The organism is Achromobacter sp. UBA2119, from assembly GCF_002331005.1.
GTDB lineage: Bacteria > Pseudomonadota > Gammaproteobacteria > Burkholderiales > Burkholderiaceae_B > Achromobacter > Achromobacter animicus.
Window position 1 is genome coordinate 1 of the sequence record NZ_DCYD01000010.1, and the last position, 17,467, is coordinate 17,467.

Genomic DNA, 17,467 nt, shown 5'->3' on the forward strand with positions numbered 1-17,467 from the left:
CCCCTGCGGGGTTTTGTCTTTGTGGCGTCGGAAATGAGTGCCCAGCTACATGGCCGGCGCGTGTCGAGCGGTGCCTTTGCCTGACAACAGAAGCAGGTCGGGCGCGGGGCGCTAATACGTCGGCGCGGGGCGCGGCTATGCGCTGCTTGCCTCAAAACCTCCTTGGTATATCGCTTTAATTAAGAAACCCCTCGCGGCTGGCGCCGCGAGGGGTTTTGTTTTGTTGCGCGGGGGATGGCATGCGCTGCAGCGAATTCTCGACGTGGCTGCTTTATACAGGGCTACGGGATCCGCCGACGTAATCCTGGCGGTCGATGCCGTGGCGTTGGAGTTTGTCGTAGAACGTCTTGCGCGGAATGCCTAGCGCGTCGAGTGTGGCCTTGATGTCGCCGCGGTGGGCGGTGAGGGCGTCGCGGATGATTTGCGCTTCGATCTGCTCCATGCGTTCCGGAAGGCTGAGGGCGCCCGCTTGCGGTTGGACAGGCTCAGGTGCGGAGCTATTGAGAACCCCAAGCACGAAACGTTCTGCGAAGTGCGCGAGTTCACGAACGTTGCCGGGCCAGTCGTGCGTCATCAGGTGTTGGCGGATCGAGGCGGGCATGTCGGGGATGTCGCGCTGGAATCGGCGTGAGGCGTGGCCGAGGTAGTGGGCGAAGAGTAGCGGGATGTCTTCACGCCGTTCCCGCAACGGTGGGAGGCGGATCGTGACGACGTTGAGGCGGTAGAACAGATCTTCGCGGAACTTGGCGCGTATGGCGGGGCTACCCAGATCTTCTTTTGTGGCGGCGACAACGCGCAGGTCGAGATTGCGGACTTCGTTGCTGCCGAGCGGTGTGATCTGGCGTGATTCGAGCACGCGCAGCAGTTTGACCTGGACGGCGAGCGGCATGCTTTCGATCTCATCGAGAAACAGGGTGCCGCCGCTGGCATGTTCGATGCGGCCGATGCGTTTCTTTTGGGCGCCCGTGAAAGCGCCAGGCTCGTGACCGAAGAGCTCGCTTTCGATGACGCTTTCGGGTAAGGCGCCGCAATTGATAGCGACCAGCGCACGGTGCCGGCGGCGGCTCAGGCGGTGCAGTGCGGTTGCGACGACTTCCTTGCCGGTGCCCGTTTCACCTTCAACGAGCACATCGACGTCGGCGTCTGCAATGTGGCGCAGCGTTTGCTTGATGCGCTGCATGGCGGGCGTGGTGCCGATGAACGGCACTTCGTCGGCTTCGACGGTGAAGGCGGCTTCGCGCAGACGGCGGTTTTCGAGAACGAGGCGCCGCTTTTCGGCGGCATGACTGATGGAGGCTACCAGTCGATCGGCCGGATAGGGCTTAGACAGGAAGTCGTACGCACCCTCCCGCATGCATTGAACTGCTGTGGCGATGTCGCCGTGGCCTGTGATCAGGATGACCGGAATGTCAGGGTCGATGGCGCGTAGCCGCTGGAAAAGCTCGAGGCCGTCAATATCAGGCATGCGGATATCCGTGACCACTACGCCGTCGAAATTCCGGCCCAGGGCCGGCAACGCAGCACGCGCGTTGGCGTGCGCCTCGACCGAGATGCCATGAAGCTTCAGCGTCTGCTGGGCCGCGCGGCGCAGTTCGTCGTCGTCGTCAATGAACACGGCGTGGGGCGCGACGGGCCGTGGCATGCGGTCGTTCGTCACGTCCGCGACCTTTGTTGTATTACGGGCATTTGCGGAATTTGCGGCAGTTGGGGCCCCGGCGCCGGGGGACTGAGGATCAGGGGCACGCGTCATGGTGAGTGCTCGGGGTGTGAGTTTGATCCGGCGCTTTGCGCAGGGTCAGAATGAACAACGCGCCGGTCGCGGGCGCATGAGGGGACGGCAAGCTGGCATCGCCTGGGCGGGCGGCGCGTAGTTCGCCGCCGAACTCTGTGACGATGTCGCGGCTGATGACGAGGCCCAGGCCCATGCCGTCCGGCTTGGTCGTGTGAAAGGGGGTGAAGAGGTGGGCGCGGGCTTGGTCGGACAGGCCGGGGCCGTTGTCGTGAACCTGCAGCTGCACGGTGTCGCCGAGGTCTTGCAAGGCGATGATGATTCGCCCGTTCTGGGCGCCTTCGAGCGCCTCGAGCCCGTTCTGCAGCAGATTGACCAGAACCTGCTCCAACCGAACGCGATTGGCCAGGACGTGGCAGTTCTGGTTGCGAGGCGGGCTTTGCAGCGTGACGCCTTGGCGGCGGGCGCGGGGACCCACGAGGAGAATCGCCCCTTCCAGAGCTTCCATCAGGTCGGTCGGGCCGACTGTTGCACCTGCCTTGCGCGAAAAGGCGCGAAGCTCGCCGGTGATGTGGCCGATTCGATCGGTCAGTGCGGCGATGGTGCCCAGGTTCTCCTGGACGGCGCTTTCGTCGCGGCGTCGCAGAAGCTCGGCGGCGTTGTCGGCGTAGGCGCGGATGGCAGCGACGGGCTGGTTGACCTCGTGCGCGACGCCGGCTGCGACCTGGCCCAGCAATGCCAGCTTGCTGGCTTGGACGAGTTCGTCCTTCATGGTGTGAAGCTGAGATTCGGCGCTTTGGCGTTCGTCCATTTCGTCGACGAGCTTGGCGTTCACGTCTCGCAGCTGCGCCGTGCGCTCGTCCACCAGCGCTGCGAGCTGTTGTTGAATCGCGGCCTGTTGCTCGGCGCGTTCCTGGTTGCGATGACGGCGGTACAGCACCACGCCGATCAGCGCGGCGAGCACGCTCTGCGTAAGTAAGGCGCCGAGTTGGGCATTGGCGCTGGCCTGGTTCATCACCGCCTGCACCGGGGATAGCTGGTGCAGCGTCCAGCCGGGCGATTCGATGACCGGCAGGGTGGTGTGCAGCAGCGGAGCGCCGGCGGCGGCGCGGGGCAGCGCGTCGTCGGTGCGGATGAGTTGGCCGTTGCTGGCCGGTTGCAGGGGCGGTGTGACGGGGAGCGGTTGGAATTTTGCGTCGCCAAACTGCAGGCTGGTGCGCAGCGTCTCTGCCAGCGCGGCCGACAGCGGCGCCAGCACCCTGAAGCGCCAGTCTGGAATATTGCCCAGCAACACCACGCCATGTTCGTCGGTCACGAAGATGACGGCGTTGGCTTGGCGCCAATCGGCCTCCAGGTCCCGGAAATCGACCTTCAAGACCACCACGCCCAGCATTGCGCCCTGCGCATCGTCCACACGCCGCGACAGGTACAGGCCCGCTTCGTGGCTGACCGTGCCCAGTGCGAAGTGTTCGGCCGAGCCGTGCAGGACCGATCCCTGGAAGTAGGGGCGGAATTCGTAGTCGACGCCGACGAAGGTGGCCGGTTCGCGCCAATTGCTGGCGGCGATCGCGAGGCCTTTTTTGTCGAGCACGTAGATGGCGGAGGCGCCGACGCCGCGGCTGAGCGCTTCGAGCTTTTCGTCCAACGCCTCGATCTGCCTTGAACTGGCTCCTTGAAGCGCTGCGCGCAGGTCGACGTCCTGGGTCAGCACAAAGGGCAGCGCCCGGAATTTGTCGAGGTTGTTGCGCAGCAGCGCGGCGTTGATCTGGCCGGTGCTGCGGGCCTGGAGGGCGGCCTCGCGCAGCGCCCCGTCGCGCGCCCACTGGGTGGCCGCGTGCAGCGTGATCGCGACGATGCCGACGGCCAGCAGTGTCAGCCCCACGCGCCATGGCAAGGACCAAGCGCGGGAAGAGGTGGGCGGGGGGAGGGGTGAGGAAGAGGAGCCGTTCATGGTGTGCGGTTTTCCGCACATTTTAGCGGGTTTCTGTGCGGAGATTCGCCTATTAACGCTTCTCGGTGGACAAGCAGTGATTGCGAAATCCTATATTTTTCAATGCCTTATCTGAATTGTTGCGGAGCCGCCTGACTTGGCATGCGTATTGCGTTTATACCGGCAAGCCGCGCGGCACACCCCCGCGGTGAAATCGGCCGGCGGCAGGATCGCATGGCCATAAAACAGATAACGCCCCGACGTCGCGCGCGCCACGCTGCGCGGAGCAAGGGGCCCTGGTGGGGACAATCCCAATGATCGAAGTGGATCAAAGCGCGCCCGCGCGCAAGCTCAAGTTCTATCAAATCCTGTACGTGCAGGTGATCTTCGCCATCGTGGTGGGCATCTTGCTTGGCGCATTCAAGCCGGAACTCGGCCAGCAGATGCAACCGCTGGGCGACGCCTTCATCAAGCTGGTGAAGATGATCATTGCGCCGGTCATCTTCCTGACCGTGGCAACCGGCATTGCCGCCATGAGCGACCTGAAGAAGGTCGGGCGCGTTGCCGGCAAGGCCATGCTGTATTTCCTGGTGTTCTCGACGTTGGCGTTGGTCGTCGGCATGGTGGTCAGCCATATCGTGCAGCCCGGCGCCGGCATGCACATCGACCCGACCACGCTGGATCAGAAGGCCGTATCCGGATATGTCGCCAAGGCGCATGATTCGACAATCACCGGCTTCCTGATGAACGTGATTCCCACGACCATCTTCAGCCCGTTCGTCGGTGGCGACATCCTGCAGGTGTTGTTCGTGGCGGTGCTGTTCGGCATTTCGCTGGCCATGGTCGGCGAGCGCGGCAAACCGATCCTGAATTTCATGACGGCGCTGGCGCAGCCCATCTTCAAGATGGTGGCGATCCTGATGAAGGCCGCGCCCATCGGCGCCTTTGGCGCGATGGCGTTCACCATCGGCAAATACGGCATCAAGTCGGTCGTGAACCTGGCGATGCTGGTGGGCACGTTCTACGCGACGTCGGTGCTGTTCGTGGTGGTCGTGCTGGGCCTGGTTGCCCGCTACAACGGCTTCTCGATCTTCAAGCTGGTCCGCTACATCCGCGAAGAACTGCTGCTGGTGCTGGGCACGAGCTCGTCGGAAGCCGCTCTGCCGACGTTGATGCAGAAGATGGAACGCGCTGGCTGCTCGAAGTCGGTGGTCGGCCTGGTGGTGCCTACCGGTTACTCGTTCAACCTGGACGGCACCAACATCTACATGACGATGGCCGCGCTGTTCATTGCGCAGGCTTGCGACATTCCGCTGTCGCTGGGTGATCAGATTCTGCTGCTGCTCGTGGCGATGCTGAGCTCGAAGGGCGCGGCCGGCGTGACCGGCGCGGGTTTCATCACGTTGGCGGCCACGCTGTCGGTGGTGCCTTCGGTGCCGGTCGCCGGCATGGCGCTGATCCTGGGTGTGGATCGCTTCATGTCGGAATGCCGCGCCCTGACCAACCTGGTCGGCAACGCGACCGCCACCGTGGTCGTCGCGCGCTGGGAAGGCGAGCTCGATCAGGAGCAACTGCATGCCACGCTGGACAGCGCAGGCACGCCCGCGGCGGCGCAGGCGCAATCGCAGCCGCAAGTCGCCATCGGCGAACCTGCCCGCCAGAGCTGAACTTCTTCGCCGTGCACGCCCGGCGGCGAATGAAACATGGCCTGCGCCGAATCGCGTGCCGGTCAAAAAAAATCCCCCGAAAGCTTGCGGCGCGGGGGATTTTTTTCGGGCTGGATTGGTGTCAGGGCACCTGGACGCCGGCCTCGCGGAGCAGGTTGGCGGTATCGAAGAGCGGCAGGCCCATCACGCCGGTGTAGCTGCCGGCGATGCGCGAGACGAATGTGCCCGCCAGGCCTTGAATGCCATACGCGCCCGCCTTGCCGAAGGGTTCGCCGCTGTCGCAATAGCGGCTGATTTCGTCTTCTTGCAGGGCGCGCATGTGGACTTCGGTGATGGAGACGGCTTCCAGCAGGCGGTCGCCACTGCACACTGCAACCGCGGTATGGACTTCGTGCGAGGCGCCGGACAGCGCTCGCAGGATACGGATCGCGTCGTCACGGTCCGCCGGCTTGCCCAGGACCTCGCCCGCCAGGATGACGGTGGTGTCGGCGGCAAGCAAGGGCAGGACGGGCATGGCGTGCGCGCGCATCCAGTCGCGGCCGCGCAGGGCCTTGTCCCGGGCGGTGCGCTGCACGTAATCAGCGGCGCTTTCGCCCGGATGCTGCGGTTCGTCCTCGCCGGGCGGGGCCGGAACGAGCAGGACCTCGTGCGCGAGGCCGATCTGATTCAGCAATTCGCGGCGGCGCGGGCTGGCGGAGGCGAGATACAGGCGCGGGGAGGAACGGGAGGGATTGGCGGTGTCGGTCATGCGCAGCAGGGCAGGCGCCGCCTGGCGGCGGTCACGCCCGATGGTAGGGGTGGTTGGTCATGATGGCCCAGGCGCGGTAGAGCTGTTCGGCCAGTACCACGCGCACCATGGGGTGGGGCAACGTGAGGGACGACAGGCGCAACTGGCCGCTGGCGGATGCCTTGAGGGCGGGATCCAAGCCGTCGGGGCCGCCGACAAGAAACGCGACATCCTGCCCGCCCGCGCGCCACTGTTCGAGTTTTTGCGACAGCGCCATCGTGGTGAGGTCGCGGCCGCGTTCGTCCAGGGCCAGGCGCAGCGCATTGGCGGGCAGGGCGGCCTCAATGCGCTTGGCCTCGGCCGCCATCATCTGGGCCGGGGTCTTGCCTGTGGTGCGGGGCTCGGGCTTGATCTCGCGCAGCTCAAGGGCGCAGTCGGCCGGCAGGCGCTTGGCGTAGTCGTCCCAGGCGGTCTGCACCCAGTCCGGCATCCGCGTGCCCACCGCGACGACGATCAGCTTCACGGCGTGATCAGTCTTCGGTGTCGTCGTAACCGCTGCCGCTGTCGCTGGGGACAGGCGCGACGCGGGTCGATTCGGGCAGGAGCTTCACGCGCACCGGCTTGCCGCCCCAGATTTCTTCGAGGTTGTAATACTGGCGAATGGCCGGCTGCATGATGTGCACGACGACATCGCCAAGGTCGACGACGACCCATTCACCGGTGTCCTCGCCTTCGATGGTGATGCCGGTAAGCGACATGGCGCGGCCGCGATCGGCGACGCTGGACGCCAGCGCGCGGGTCTGCCGGTTGGAGGTGGCGCTTGCAATCACGACGCGATCGAACAGGCTGGTCAGATGCGTGGTGCTGAAGACCTTGATGTCTTGCGCCTTGACGTCTTCGAGGGCGTCGATGACGGCGCGTTGGAGTTTCTGTATATCCATAGGTGCAAATATAACCCGCTCGAGGGCAGCGGCGGCTGACCGGCAGCGCCGGGCGGGAAGGGTTTATCGGTAGAGTTTGTGCGCCGCAATATAGGCGGCGACGGACGCGTCGAGCAGTCCGTCGGTGGATTCGCCCTGCGCCAGGCGCTGGCGGATTTCGGAAGCCGACACCGGCATGGGCGGAAAAGGCAGTTCTTGCAGCGTGCGGCCCTGGTCCTCTAGCCATTGCGCAAGTTCCGGCGGTGCGCTGAGGGGCGTGCCGGGGCGGGTGGCCACGGCCAGGTCGACCAGGCTGGAAATGTCGCGCCAGTTGCGCCAGGTGCAGAAATTGGCGAGCTGGTCGGCCCCCAGCAGCCATGCATAGCGCGCGTCCTGCGGCAGGGCGCGCAGCGTGTCGATGGTGTAGGTGGCGCCGCCCCGCTCGATTTCGATGGGGTTGACCGCCAGTCCCGGATGGCCGGCGATGGCCAGTTCCAGCATCGCAAGGCGATGTTCGGCGGCGGCGTTCAGCGCAGCGCGCTGCCAGGGGTTGGCGGCGGGGATGAGCTGCACCTGGTCTAACCCCAGCGACTGCAGGGCATTCTGCGCCAGCGCGATGTGGGCGACGTGAACGGGGTCGAAGCTGCCGCCGAAGAGGCCGATGCGTTTCAAACCCAGTCCCGCGGTTTGAGATAGGCGGCCAGTTCGGCCTCGGGGGTGCCGGCTTCAGGCTGCCAGTCGTAGCGCCATTGCGCGAGCGGCGGCATGGACAGCAGGATTGATTCGGTGCGGCCCCCGGATTGCAGGCCGAAGAGGGTGCCGCGGTCGAAGACCAGGTTGAATTCGACGTAGCGGCCGCGGCGGTAGGCCTGGAAATCGCGCTCGCGTTCGGTGTAGGCGATGCCGCGGCGCTTGTCGACGATGGGCAGGTAACTGTCCAGGAATGCGTCGCCGACTGAACGGGTCAGGGCGAAGGACGCGTCGAAGCCGGGGGCGTTCAGGTCGTCGAAGAAGACGCCGCCGATGCCGCGGGTTTCGTCGCGATGCTTGAGGAAGAAGTATTCGTCGCACCAGCGCTTGTAGCGCGGATAGTAATCGGGCCCGTGGGGCGCCAGCGCGTCCCGGCACACCGTGTGGAAGTGGCGGGCGTCTTCTTCGAAGGGATAGTACGGGGTGAGGTCGATGCCGCCGCCGAACCAGAAGACGTCGGCCTCGTCATGGCCGGGCCGCGCGGCCGCGACGAACATGCGCACGTTCATGTGCGTGGTGGGCACGTACGGATTGCGCGGGTGCAGCACCATGGACACGCCCATGGCTTCCCATGGGCGGCCGGCAAGTTCCGGGCGGTGCGCGCTGGCCGACGGCGGCAGCTTGGAACCCTTGACGTGGCTGAACAGCACGCCGGCGCGTTCGAAGAGCTGGCCGCCTTCGAGCAGGCGCGACAGACCGCCGCCGCCCTCGGGCCGCACCCATTCGTCGGCGCGGAAGGGGCCGCCTTCGGCCGCTTCCAGCGCGCCCACGATGCGGGCCTGCAAGCCGGTGAGGTAGTCCCGGACAGCGGAGACGGGCAGAGCGGTCATGGGCGGTTCCGGTTACGCGTTGGACTTGGGCTTTTGCTGCGACGGCTTGAGCGCGCGCCAGCCGATGTCGGAGCGGTACTGGCGGCCATCGAAGTGGATGCGGTCAATGGCTTCGTAGACACGGTCGCGCGCCATTTTGACGGAATCGCCCAGGGCAGTGACGCACAGTACGCGGCCGCCAGTGGTCTTGACTTCTTCGCCATCGAGCTGGGTGGCGGCGTGAAAGACCATGCAGTCTTCGGCATCGGCGGGCAGGCCGCGGATGACGTCGCCGGTGCGCGGCGTGTTGGGGTAGTTGTGAGCGGCCAGCACGGCGCCCAGGGCGGTGCGGCGGTCCCAGACGATGTCAGCCTGGTCGAGCGTGCCTTCGACGGCGTGCTCGAGGGCATCCAGCAGGTCGCTCTTGACGCGCATCATGATGGGCTGGGTTTCGGGGTCGCCCATGCGGCAGTTGAATTCCAGCGTCTTGATTTCGCGGTCGGGGTCATCGCCCGGGGCGATCATCAGGCCGGCGTACAGGAAACCGGTGTATGGGATGCCGTCGCGCGTCATGCCCTGCACGGTGGGCAGGATGATTTCGCGCATGATGCGGTGATGCAGTTCGGGCGTGACGATGGGCGCGGGGGAGTAGGCGCCCATGCCGCCCGTGTTGGGACCGCGGTCGCCGTCCTGCAGGCGCTTGTGGTCCTGGCTGGTGGCCAGGGCGAGCACGTTGCGGCCGTCGCACATGACGATGAAGCTGGCTTCTTCGCCGATCAGGCATTCTTCGATGACGACGCGCGCGCCGGCTTCGCCCATGGAGCCGTCGCCCAGCATGGCGTCGACGGCAGCGTGCGCTTCTTCGAGGGTGGCGGCGACGACCACGCCCTTGCCTGCGGCCAGACCGTCAGCCTTGATGACGATGGGCGCGCCTTCCTGGTCAATGTAGGCATGAGCCTTGGCCGGGTCGGTGAAGGTTTCGTAGCGGGCGGTCGGGATGTTGTGCCGGACCATGAAGGCCTTGGCGTAATCCTTGGAGCTTTCAAGCTGCGCGGCAGCCTTGGTGGGTCCGAAGATCTTCAGGCCACGGGCGCGGAAGACGTCGACGACACCGGCGGCCAGGGGCGCCTCGGGGCCGACGACCGTCAGGGCGATGCCCTCGCGCTGGACGAAATCGGCCAGTTCCTCGGCATTGGTGAGCGGGATGTTCTCCATCTGCTCGGCCCGTTGCGTGCCGCCGTTGCCCGGAGCGACATACACCTTGTGCACGCGCGGGGAGCGGGCCAGCCGCCAGGCGAGGGCATGTTCGCGGCCGCCCGAGCCAATTACCAGGAGTTTCATGTTGCGTGAGTCTGAAGAGGCGCGCAGGCAGACGGAACCGCCGGCGCGCCAGGAAAGGGAGAGTTACTGCGCTTCGTCGAAAATGACGGTCGTATAGACTTCCTGCACGTCGTCCAGGCTTTCCAGGGCGTCGAGCAGTTTCTGCATCTTGGCGGCGTCGTCGCCGGCGAGTTCGGTTTCGTTCAGGGCCTTCATGACGATGCCGTCGACTTCGGCCTTCAGGCCGGCCTCGTCGAAGGCCTTGCGCACGGCAGCGTAATCGGACGGGGCGCAGACGACTTCGATCACGCCTTCTTCGTCGGTGGTGACGTCTTCGGCGCCGGCCTCGAGGGCGGCTTCCATGACCTTGTCTTCAGGGGTGCCCGGGGCGAACACGAATTGGCCGCAGTGCTTGAACATGAAGGCGACCGAGCCTTCCTGGCCGAGGTTGCCGCCGTTCTTGGAGAACGCGTGGCGCACTTCAGCGACGGTGCGGGTGCGGTTGTCGGTCATGCAGTCGACGATGACCGCCGCGCCGCCAATGCCGTAGCCTTCGTAGCGGACTTCTTCGTAGGCCTCGCCGTCGGCGCCGCCCGCGCCACGCTGGATGGCGCGCTGGATGTTGTCCTTGGGCATGTTGGCGTCGGTGGCCTTGTCCCAGGCCATGCGCAAACGGGGGTTGCTGTCCGGGTCGGGGCCGCCGGCGCGCGCCGCCACGGTGATTTCACGAATGATCTTGGTCCAGAGCTTTCCGCGCTTGGCGTCTTGGCGCCCTTTGCGGTGCTGAATATTGGCCCATTTGCTGTGTCCGGCCATGGCTTCCCAGGGTAATGTGTCTGCAAAGACGGCATTTTACCGTGCCGGCGGCCCTCCCGTCCGGCAAGAGGGACGCTTGTGTCCATATAGCCACGCGCACAAGGCGGGCGGCAGGCTCTACACTTGGGCATCCATCTGATCCCTGGTCCGGAGCCGCCCATGCCCAACCCCCTTGTCATCGCCAAGAACGCGCAGACCGAGTTGGCGCTGCTGCCCGCCCTGGCCAACCGCCACGGGTGCATCACGGGGGCCACCGGCACGGGCAAAACCGTCACGCTGCAGGTCCTTGCCGAGTCTTTTTCCCGGATCGGCACGCCCGTGTTCATGGCGGACGTCAAAGGCGACCTGACCGGCATTTCGCAGGCGGGCGTGTCCAGCCCCAAACTGCAGGAACGCCTGAAGAATCTGGGGCTGCCGGAGCCCGCCTGGGGCGCCAGCCCGGTCGCCCTGTGGGACGTCTTTGGCGAGCAGGGGCTGCCGGTGCGGGCCACCATTACCGATATGGGGCCGCTGCTGCTGTCGCGCATTCTTGAACTGAACGACACGCAGGAAGGCGTCCTGACCCTGGTTTTCAAGGTGGCGGACGACGAGGGACAGCTGCTGCTGGACTTGAAGGATTTGCGGGCGATGCTGCAGGACGTCGCCGACCGCGCCGGCGAACTGAAGACGCGCTACGGCAATGTGTCCTCGGCCAGCGTCGGTGCCATCCAGCGCGGTCTGCTCGCGCTGGAATCGCAAGGCGCGGAACGGTTTTTCGGCGAGCCGATGCTCGACGTCGCCGACCTGATGCGCACCGACGCGCAGGGCCGCGGCATCGTCAACGTGCTGGCGGCCGACAAGCTGATGCAGGCGCCGCGCCTGTACGCCATCTTCCTGCTGTGGCTGCTGGCCGACCTGTATGAAAAGCTGCCCGAGGTGGGCGACATGGACCAGCCCAAGCTGGTCTTTTTCTTCGACGAGGCGCACCTGCTGTTCAACGACGCCCCGCAGGCGCTCCTGACCAAGATCGAGCAGGTCGTGCGCCTGGTCCGCTCCAAGGGCGTGGGCGTTTATTTCGTGACGCAGAATCCGCTGGATATCCCCGACACCGTGCTGGGCCAGTTGGGCAACCGCGTCCAGCATGCGCTGCGGGCGTTCACGCCGCGCGACCAGAAGGCCGTCAAGACTGCGGCGCAGACCATGCGGCCCAATCCCGGCCTGGACATCGAGGCCGCGATCACCGAGCTGGGCGTGGGCGAGGCGCTGGTGTCGCTCCTGGATGCCAAGGGCCGCCCGATGCCGACCGAGCGCGCCTACATCGTGCCGCCGGGCAGCCGTATCGGGCCGGCGACGGACGCGGAACGTCAGGCGCTACGCCAGGGCAATCCCCTGGCGCCCAAATATGAAAAGGCGGTCGACCGGGAATCCGCCTACGAAATCCTGGCAGGCCGCGCGGCGGCGCCGGCAGAACCTCCGGTCGCCAAGGATGTTCCGGCCCGGGCCGGGCAGCCGTCCGCCAAGACGTCCCAGCCGCCTGCCGACGAGAGCGGCGGGCTAATGGACAGCCTGAAGGACGTGCTGTTTGGATCGACCGGACCGCGCGGCGGCAAACGCGACGGCGTGGTGCAGACCATTGCCAAAAGCTCGGCACGCTCCATCGCGCGGGAACTCACGCGAGGGATCCTCGGGTCGTTGCTGGGATCGAAGGGCCGGCGCTAAGCCTCATCGGCGCAACGTGGCGTATCGGTTAGTCCGACCGTCCGTTTCGTAAAGTGGGGTATTGTGTGGCCGGCATTTATGCCTGACATTGCGGGCGGTGTATCAATGAAAACCAAAGGAAGACGTGGTGGCTAAGAAACACAAGATTGCGGTGCTCCCAGGAGACGGGATCGGCAAGGAAGTCGTGCCGGAAGGTTTGAAGGTGCTGGATGCCGTGGCGACGCGGTTCGGAATCGAGTTCCAATGGGACCATTTCGACTGGAGCTGCGACTACTACGCCAAGCACGGCAAGATGATGCCGGACGACTGGAAGGACCAGATCGGCCAGCACGAGGCCATTTTCTTCGGTTCGATCGGCTGGCCCGCTACGGTGCCCGACCACGAGGCCTTGTGGGGCTCGTTGTTCAAGTTCCGCCGTGAATTCGATCAATACATCAATCTGCGCCCGGTGCGTCTGATGCCCGGCGTGCCGTCGCCGCTGGCCGACCGCAAGCCCGGCGAGATCGATTTCTTCATCGTGCGTGAAAACACCGAAGGCGAATACTCCAACAGCGGTGGCCGCCTGTTCGAGGGCACCGACCGCGAAGTGGTCATCCAGGAAAGTGTTTTTACGCGCATCGGCGCCGAGCGGGTGCTGAAGTTCGCATTTGAACTGGCGCAAAAGCGCGGCAAGCACCTGACCGCCGCCACCAAGTCCAATGGCATTTCTATTTCGATGCCGTGGTGGGACGAGCGCGTGGCCGAGATGGCCGGGAACTATCCCGACGTGCGCTGGGACAAATATCACATCGACATCCTATGCGCGCACTTCGTGCAGCATCCGGACTGGTTCGATGTCGTGGTGGCTTCCAACCTGTTTGGCGACATCCTGTCGGACCTGGGACCGGCCTGCACGGGCACCATCGGTATCGCGCCGTCCGCCAATCTCAACCCGGAACGCAAGTTTCCGTCGCTCTTTGAACCGGTGCATGGATCGGCGCCGGACATTTATGGCAAGGGCATCGCCAACCCCATCGGTCAGATTTGGAGCGGGGCATTGATGCTGGATTTCTTGGGGTATCCCGACGCGTCGGCCGCCGTGGTCAAGGCAATCGAAACCGTGCTGGCCGAAGGTCCGCGGACGCGGGATATGAAAGGCAACGCTTCAACGGCCGAAGTCGGCGACGCGATCGCTGCGCTGGTCCGAGCCGGCTGATTGCATTGTCGGCAGGCCCGTTCGATTAATTGATGAACGACTCGATTATTTCTCCCCCCTCCGATCACGTGGGCGGCGGGCGGGCCGACCGCTTCGTGCGCAAGCTTTTTCGCATGCTGCGCTCGCGCACGCAGCGGCACAATCAGCATCTGTGGCCGTTCGTCCGTATCTGGCGCGACAAGGAAGGCGCGATCAGCGGGTATCGCGCCTTCGGTCGTTCGCTGCCCGTCACGCCGTTATCCCAAGGCTACGACCCCGCCGACAAGGTGGTGCATCTCATCCTGAGCGGCCCGTCGATCGCCGAGATTCCCTATGACCGGATGGATATCGGCGTGGCGATGGGCGTCAATGGTTCCATCGCGCTGTCGCGCAAGTTTGGTCTGAAGTTCAAGTATTACTGCGTCATCGACCAGAACTTCGTGCGCGACCGCATCGACCTCGTGCGAGAGATCGTCGCGAGCGACCTGACCCTGTATGTGTTTCCGGAGGTGCTGCGCTACATCATGCAGGGCATTTCCCAGGAACACATCCGCTGCCGCATCTGCATCATCGAACTGATATCCAAGCGCGCTTACGAGCGTAGCGCCGCGCCGGCAGTGCTCAAGCGCATTGCGGCGGCCTCGGCTGACGTCGAACTGCTGGACGCCAAGCAGGGGCTGGGCTACAGCTTCGATGCCTCGCTGGGGGTATTCGATGCCGATACCGTCGCGTATGCGGCCCTTCAGGTCCTGATGTCCGGCGGGGTGCGCGAGGTCTACGTGCACGGGCTGGACCTGACCGTGCAGGGCGGATTGCGTTTCTACGACGAGGGCGGCAAGCCACAGACCAGCCGTCTGACACGCAACTTTCCGCGCTACATCGAACCGTCTTTCCGCTTTGCATCGCCGCTTTGGCGCGCGCGGGGGGTGTCCGTGTTCAATCTGTCGCCGGTCAGCGCGTTGTCGGCCGACATCATCGAACGCAAGGACTGGCGCACGCTGCTCAAGGACTGATCCGGCGGTGCGGACGCCGCCAGGCCAACCCGAGCATCAGAAAAAAACAAGGCGCCGCGAGGCGCCTTGTGCTTTTGCCGATGCCGATCGTATCAGTGCGCGCCGGCAGCCGCTTCCGCCGCACCGCCGCCTCCCGATTTGGACGCGCGCGGCCGCGCGAACCAGACCAGGCCCGTCAGCAGCAGGAAGATGATGGCGGACGCGTAGAACACGTCCGTCGCCGACATCGTGAAGGCCTGCGCATTGATCAGCCCGTCCACCATGGTGAGCGCTTGCTGGTGCGAGACGCCCAGCCCGTTCTGCAAGCTGTTCATGGTCTGGTCGAACGCCTGCTGGCCGGGCCGGGCAATCTCGGTCAGTTGCGCGTGGTGCAGCGTTGCGCGGTTTTCCCACAGCGTCGTCGAAATCGACGTGCCGAACGCGCCCGCCGTCAGCCGCAGGAAGTTCGACAGCCCGGATGCCGCCGGGATGCGCCAAGGCTCCATGCTGGACAGCGTGATCGACGTGAGCGGCACGAAGAACGCCGCCATCGCTGCGCCCTGGATGATGGTCGGGATCATCAGCGTGCGCACGTCCGTCTGGGTGTTGAAGCCCGCGCGCATGAAGCAGACCAGCGCAAAAATCAGGAAGGCGACCGTGACGATCTGCCTGGGGTCGCGCGTGGCCAGCATCTTGCCCACGATGGGCGTGAGCAGGATCGCCAGCAGTCCGACCGGGGCAGTCACAAGCCCCGCATAGGTCGCGGTGTAGCCCATGTTGCTTTGCAGCCAGAGCGGCAGCAGCACGACGTTGCCGAAGAAGACGCCATAGGCCACCGCCAGCGTCAGCGCGCCCACCGTGAAGTTGCGGACCTTGAAAAGGCGCAGGTCCACCACGGGGTGCGCGTCGGTCAACTCCCAGATCAGGAAGAACACGAAGGCCACGAACGCAATCGCCGCCAGCGCGATGATGGTGGGGCTGGCAAACCAGTCCAGCTCCTTGCCCTTGTCCAGCATGATCTGCAGCGCGCCTACCCAGACCACGAGCAGGACGAGGCCGAGCTTGTCGATCGGCAGCTTGCGCGTGACGGATTCGCGGTTGCCGTAGATGCGCCAGCTGATCCAGGCGGCCAGCAGGCCCACCGGCACGTTGATGTAGAAGATCCAGGGCCAGGTGTAGTTGTCGGAAATCCAGCCGCCGAGCAGCGGGCCGGCCACCGGCGCCACCAGTGTCGTCATGGACCAGACCGCCAGCGCCATGCCTGCCTTGGACTTCGGAAAGCTGGCCAGCATCAGCGTCTGCGACAGGGGGATCATCGGGCCGGCCACCGCGCCTTGCAGCACCCGGAACGCGATCAGCGCCTCGAGCGAGGGCGAAAAGCCGCACAGCCAGGACGCCAGCACGAAAAGCAGCGTGGAGATCAGGAACAGGCGCACCTGTCCGAAGCGCTGCGTCAGCCAGCCGGTCAGCGGCACGGTGATGGCGTTGGCCACCGCGAACGACGTAATGACCCACGTACCCTGGCTGGTGCTCACGCCTAGGTCGCCGGAGATGGTGGGGATGGACACGTTCGCGATGGACGTGTCCAGCACGTTCATGAAGACCGCGGTCGACAGGGCAATGGACCCGATGATGCGGGTCGCGCCCTCCAATGGCGGATGGGTGCCCGGCGGGCGGGCGGCTTCTTGGGGCGCGCCGGCGCCCGCGGGCTGGGCGGCCGTGCTCATGATGCGACGTTGGCGGCGATGATCTTCGCGATCATTGCGTCGACTTCATTGTGGGCGGGCTCGAAGGCGCGGGTCGACCAGGCCGGTTCCTTGCGCGCCACCTGCGTGAGCGGGGCGCCATCGTCCTTGCCGACGTCGACTTCCACGTCCATCGACAGGCCCACGCGCAGCGGATGCTGCTTGAGGTCTTCGGGGTCCAGCGTGATGCGCACGGGGACGCGCTGCACCACCTTGATCCAGTTGCCGGTGGCGTTCTGGGCGGGAAGCAGGGCGAAGGCGGCGCCCGTGCCGGCATCCAGCCCGGCGACGGTGCCGTGGTAGGTGACCGAGCTGCCGTACAGATCGGCCACCATCTTGACCGGCTGGCCGATGCGCATCTTGCGCAACTGGCCTTCCTTGAAGTTGGCCTCGACCCAGACCTGGTCCAGCGGCACCACGGTCATCAGCGCGGCGCCGGGGGCGACGCGCTGGCCGACCTGCGCGCTGCGACGCGCGATCACGCCACCCACGGGGGCGGGCAGCACGGTGCGCGACTGCGCAAGCCAGGCGTTGCGCAGCTCGGCGGCCGCCTGGCGCACGTCGGGGTGATCGGCCACCGAGGTGCCTTGCGTCAGCGCCTGGTTGGTCGCCAGCTTGGCCTGCGCGGCGGCCAACGCCGCCTTGGCTTGCGCAACGCCGGACTGCGCGGACTTGAGCGCGACCTCGGCGTGCAGGATTTCCTCGCCGCTGACGCCGCCCGACTTGGCGAGCTGCTGGCGACGCTTCACGTCGCTCTGCGCGCGGGTCAGTTCAGCCTGGGCGCGCAGGATATCGGCATTGCGCAGGTCGACGTCGGCCGCCAGCGCATCGTTCTGCACGTAGTAGGTCTGTACCTGGCGCACGGTCTGCGCCAGCTTGGCTTGCGCCTGCTGCAGGGCGACGTCGGTGTCGGCGGGGTCCAGGCGGACCAGCGGCTGGCCGGCGGTGACCGTTTCGGTGTCGTCGGCTTCGATGGCCACCACGGTGCCGGGCACCTGCGGTGTGATCTGCACCAGGTTGCCGTGCACGTAGGCATCGTCGGTGCTTTCAAAATGGGCGCCGAACAGCGCCCACCAGATGCCGTAGGCAATGCCGGCAACGATGAAAACGCCGGTCGCCGTCAGCAGGAGGCGTTTACGGGCGGGATGGGTGGTGGGAGTGGCAGCGTTCATGACGTCTGAATCCGGGAT

At 65.6% G+C, this 17,467-nt stretch carries 15 protein-coding genes; 4 read left to right on the plus strand and 11 right to left on the minus strand.

Translation table 11 applies throughout. The features are described from left to right. Positions 1–271: 271 nt before the first annotated feature. Both B3098_RS09550 and B3098_RS09555 read right to left on the minus strand, forming a co-directional pair. Positions 272–1,642, minus strand: a complete 1,371-nt coding sequence (locus B3098_RS09550; RefSeq protein ID WP_286895731.1) for a sigma-54-dependent transcriptional regulator — start codon at positions 1,640–1,642, stop codon at positions 272–274. A 91-nt stretch (positions 1,643–1,733) separates the two neighbouring features. Beyond that, positions 1,734–3,680, minus strand: a complete 1,947-nt coding sequence (locus B3098_RS09555) for a sensor histidine kinase (protein WP_286894723.1) — start codon at positions 3,678–3,680, stop codon at positions 1,734–1,736. A gap of 293 nt (positions 3,681–3,973) precedes the next feature. On the opposite strand from B3098_RS09555, the gene B3098_RS09560 reads away from it, so the two are divergent. Further along, positions 3,974–5,326 carry a dicarboxylate/amino acid:cation symporter gene (locus B3098_RS09560; protein WP_279974651.1) on the plus strand — a complete coding sequence of 451 codons (1,353 nt, stop codon included), beginning with the start codon at positions 3,974–3,976 and terminating at the stop codon, positions 5,324–5,326. 121 nt (positions 5,327–5,447) lie between these two features. Here B3098_RS09560 and B3098_RS09565 read toward each other — a convergent pair whose 3' ends face one another. From B3098_RS09565 to B3098_RS09595, 7 genes are all read right to left on the minus strand, one after another. Further along, positions 5,448–6,074 carry a Maf family protein gene (locus B3098_RS09565; RefSeq protein ID WP_286894724.1) on the minus strand — a complete coding sequence of 209 codons (627 nt, stop codon included), beginning with the start codon at positions 6,072–6,074 and terminating at the stop codon, positions 5,448–5,450. 31 nt (positions 6,075–6,105) lie between these two features. Further along, the gene (gene rlmH, locus B3098_RS09570; protein ID WP_056315576.1) at positions 6,106–6,576 is read right to left on the minus strand and encodes a 23S rRNA (pseudouridine(1915)-N(3))-methyltransferase RlmH; all 471 of its coding nucleotides are present in this window, start codon (positions 6,574–6,576) and stop codon (positions 6,106–6,108) included. A 7-nt stretch (positions 6,577–6,583) separates the two neighbouring features. Beyond that, on the minus strand, positions 6,584–6,994 hold the full coding sequence (gene rsfS, locus B3098_RS09575) for a ribosome silencing factor (protein WP_191577071.1): 411 nt from the start codon (positions 6,992–6,994) through the stop codon (positions 6,584–6,586). 63 nt (positions 6,995–7,057) lie between these two features. Beyond that, positions 7,058–7,645, minus strand: coding sequence for a nicotinate (nicotinamide) nucleotide adenylyltransferase (gene nadD, locus B3098_RS09580; protein WP_279974649.1), 588 nt, complete (start codon positions 7,643–7,645; stop codon positions 7,058–7,060). Beyond that, entirely contained in the window at positions 7,642–8,553 is a 912-nt protein-coding gene (hemF, locus tag B3098_RS09585) for an oxygen-dependent coproporphyrinogen oxidase (RefSeq protein ID WP_286894725.1), read from the minus strand. Before hemF ends, nadD begins: the two co-directional genes overlap by 4 nt. 12 nt (positions 8,554–8,565) lie before the next feature. Further along, positions 8,566–9,873, minus strand: coding sequence for a phosphoribosylamine--glycine ligase (gene purD / locus B3098_RS09590; RefSeq protein WP_175125079.1), 1,308 nt, complete (start codon positions 9,871–9,873; stop codon positions 8,566–8,568). A 63-nt stretch (positions 9,874–9,936) separates the two neighbouring features. Further along, complete coding sequence (locus B3098_RS09595) at positions 9,937–10,668, minus strand: YebC/PmpR family DNA-binding transcriptional regulator (RefSeq protein WP_175125078.1); 732 nt, start codon at positions 10,666–10,668, stop codon at positions 9,937–9,939. A gap of 159 nt (positions 10,669–10,827) precedes the next feature. Here B3098_RS09595 and B3098_RS09600 point away from each other — a divergent pair, with 159 nt between their 5' ends. From B3098_RS09600 to B3098_RS09610, 3 genes are all read left to right on the plus strand, one after another. Next, entirely contained in the window at positions 10,828–12,366 is a 1,539-nt protein-coding gene (locus B3098_RS09600) for a helicase HerA-like C-terminal domain-containing protein (RefSeq protein WP_175125077.1), read from the plus strand. Between the two features lie 127 nt (positions 12,367–12,493). Further along, positions 12,494–13,561: a tartrate dehydrogenase gene (locus tag B3098_RS09605; protein WP_191577066.1), complete on the plus strand. Its 1,068-nt coding sequence runs from the start codon at positions 12,494–12,496 to the stop codon at positions 13,559–13,561. Between the two features lie 32 nt (positions 13,562–13,593). Continuing rightward, positions 13,594–14,553, plus strand: coding sequence for a hypothetical protein (locus tag B3098_RS09610; RefSeq protein WP_286894726.1), 960 nt, complete (start codon positions 13,594–13,596; stop codon positions 14,551–14,553). Between the two features lie 92 nt (positions 14,554–14,645). Here the strand turns inward: B3098_RS09610 and B3098_RS09615 are convergent, their stop codons facing one another. Both B3098_RS09615 and B3098_RS09620 read right to left on the minus strand, forming a co-directional pair. After that, positions 14,646–16,259, minus strand: a complete 1,614-nt coding sequence (locus tag B3098_RS09615; RefSeq protein WP_224776795.1) for a DHA2 family efflux MFS transporter permease subunit — start codon at positions 16,257–16,259, stop codon at positions 14,646–14,648. Then, positions 16,256–17,449, minus strand: coding sequence for an efflux RND transporter periplasmic adaptor subunit (locus B3098_RS09620; RefSeq protein WP_175125074.1), 1,194 nt, complete (start codon positions 17,447–17,449; stop codon positions 16,256–16,258). Before B3098_RS09620 ends, B3098_RS09615 begins: the two co-directional genes overlap by 4 nt. Positions 17,450–17,467 lie beyond the last annotated feature (18 nt).

Coding starts and splice junctions, on each gene's coding strand:
- B3098_RS09595 (WP_175125078.1), bottom strand. CDS start 10,668: ATGGCCGGACACAGCAAATGGGCCAATATTCAGCACCGCAAAGGGCGC.
- B3098_RS09555 (WP_286894723.1), bottom strand. CDS start 3,680: ATGAACGGCTCCTCTTCCTCACCCCTCCCCCCGCCCACCTCTTCCCGC.
- B3098_RS09565 (WP_286894724.1), bottom strand. CDS start 6,074: ATGACCGACACCGCCAATCCCTCCCGTTCCTCCCCGCGCCTGTATCTC.
- B3098_RS09560 (WP_279974651.1), top strand. CDS start 3,974: ATGATCGAAGTGGATCAAAGCGCGCCCGCGCGCAAGCTCAAGTTCTAT.
- B3098_RS09600 (WP_175125077.1), top strand. CDS start 10,828: ATGCCCAACCCCCTTGTCATCGCCAAGAACGCGCAGACCGAGTTGGCG.
- B3098_RS09620 (WP_175125074.1), bottom strand. CDS start 17,449: ATGAACGCTGCCACTCCCACCACCCATCCCGCCCGTAAACGCCTCCTG.
- hemF (WP_286894725.1), bottom strand. CDS start 8,553: ATGACCGCTCTGCCCGTCTCCGCTGTCCGGGACTACCTCACCGGCTTG.
- B3098_RS09610 (WP_286894726.1), top strand. CDS start 13,594: ATGAACGACTCGATTATTTCTCCCCCCTCCGATCACGTGGGCGGCGGG.
- B3098_RS09615 (WP_224776795.1), bottom strand. CDS start 16,259: ATGAGCACGGCCGCCCAGCCCGCGGGCGCCGGCGCGCCCCAAGAAGCC.
- B3098_RS09550 (WP_286895731.1), bottom strand. CDS start 1,642: ATGCCACGGCCCGTCGCGCCCCACGCCGTGTTCATTGACGACGACGAC.
- purD (WP_175125079.1), bottom strand. CDS start 9,873: ATGAAACTCCTGGTAATTGGCTCGGGCGGCCGCGAACATGCCCTCGCC.
- rsfS (WP_191577071.1), bottom strand. CDS start 6,994: ATGGATATACAGAAACTCCAACGCGCCGTCATCGACGCCCTCGAAGAC.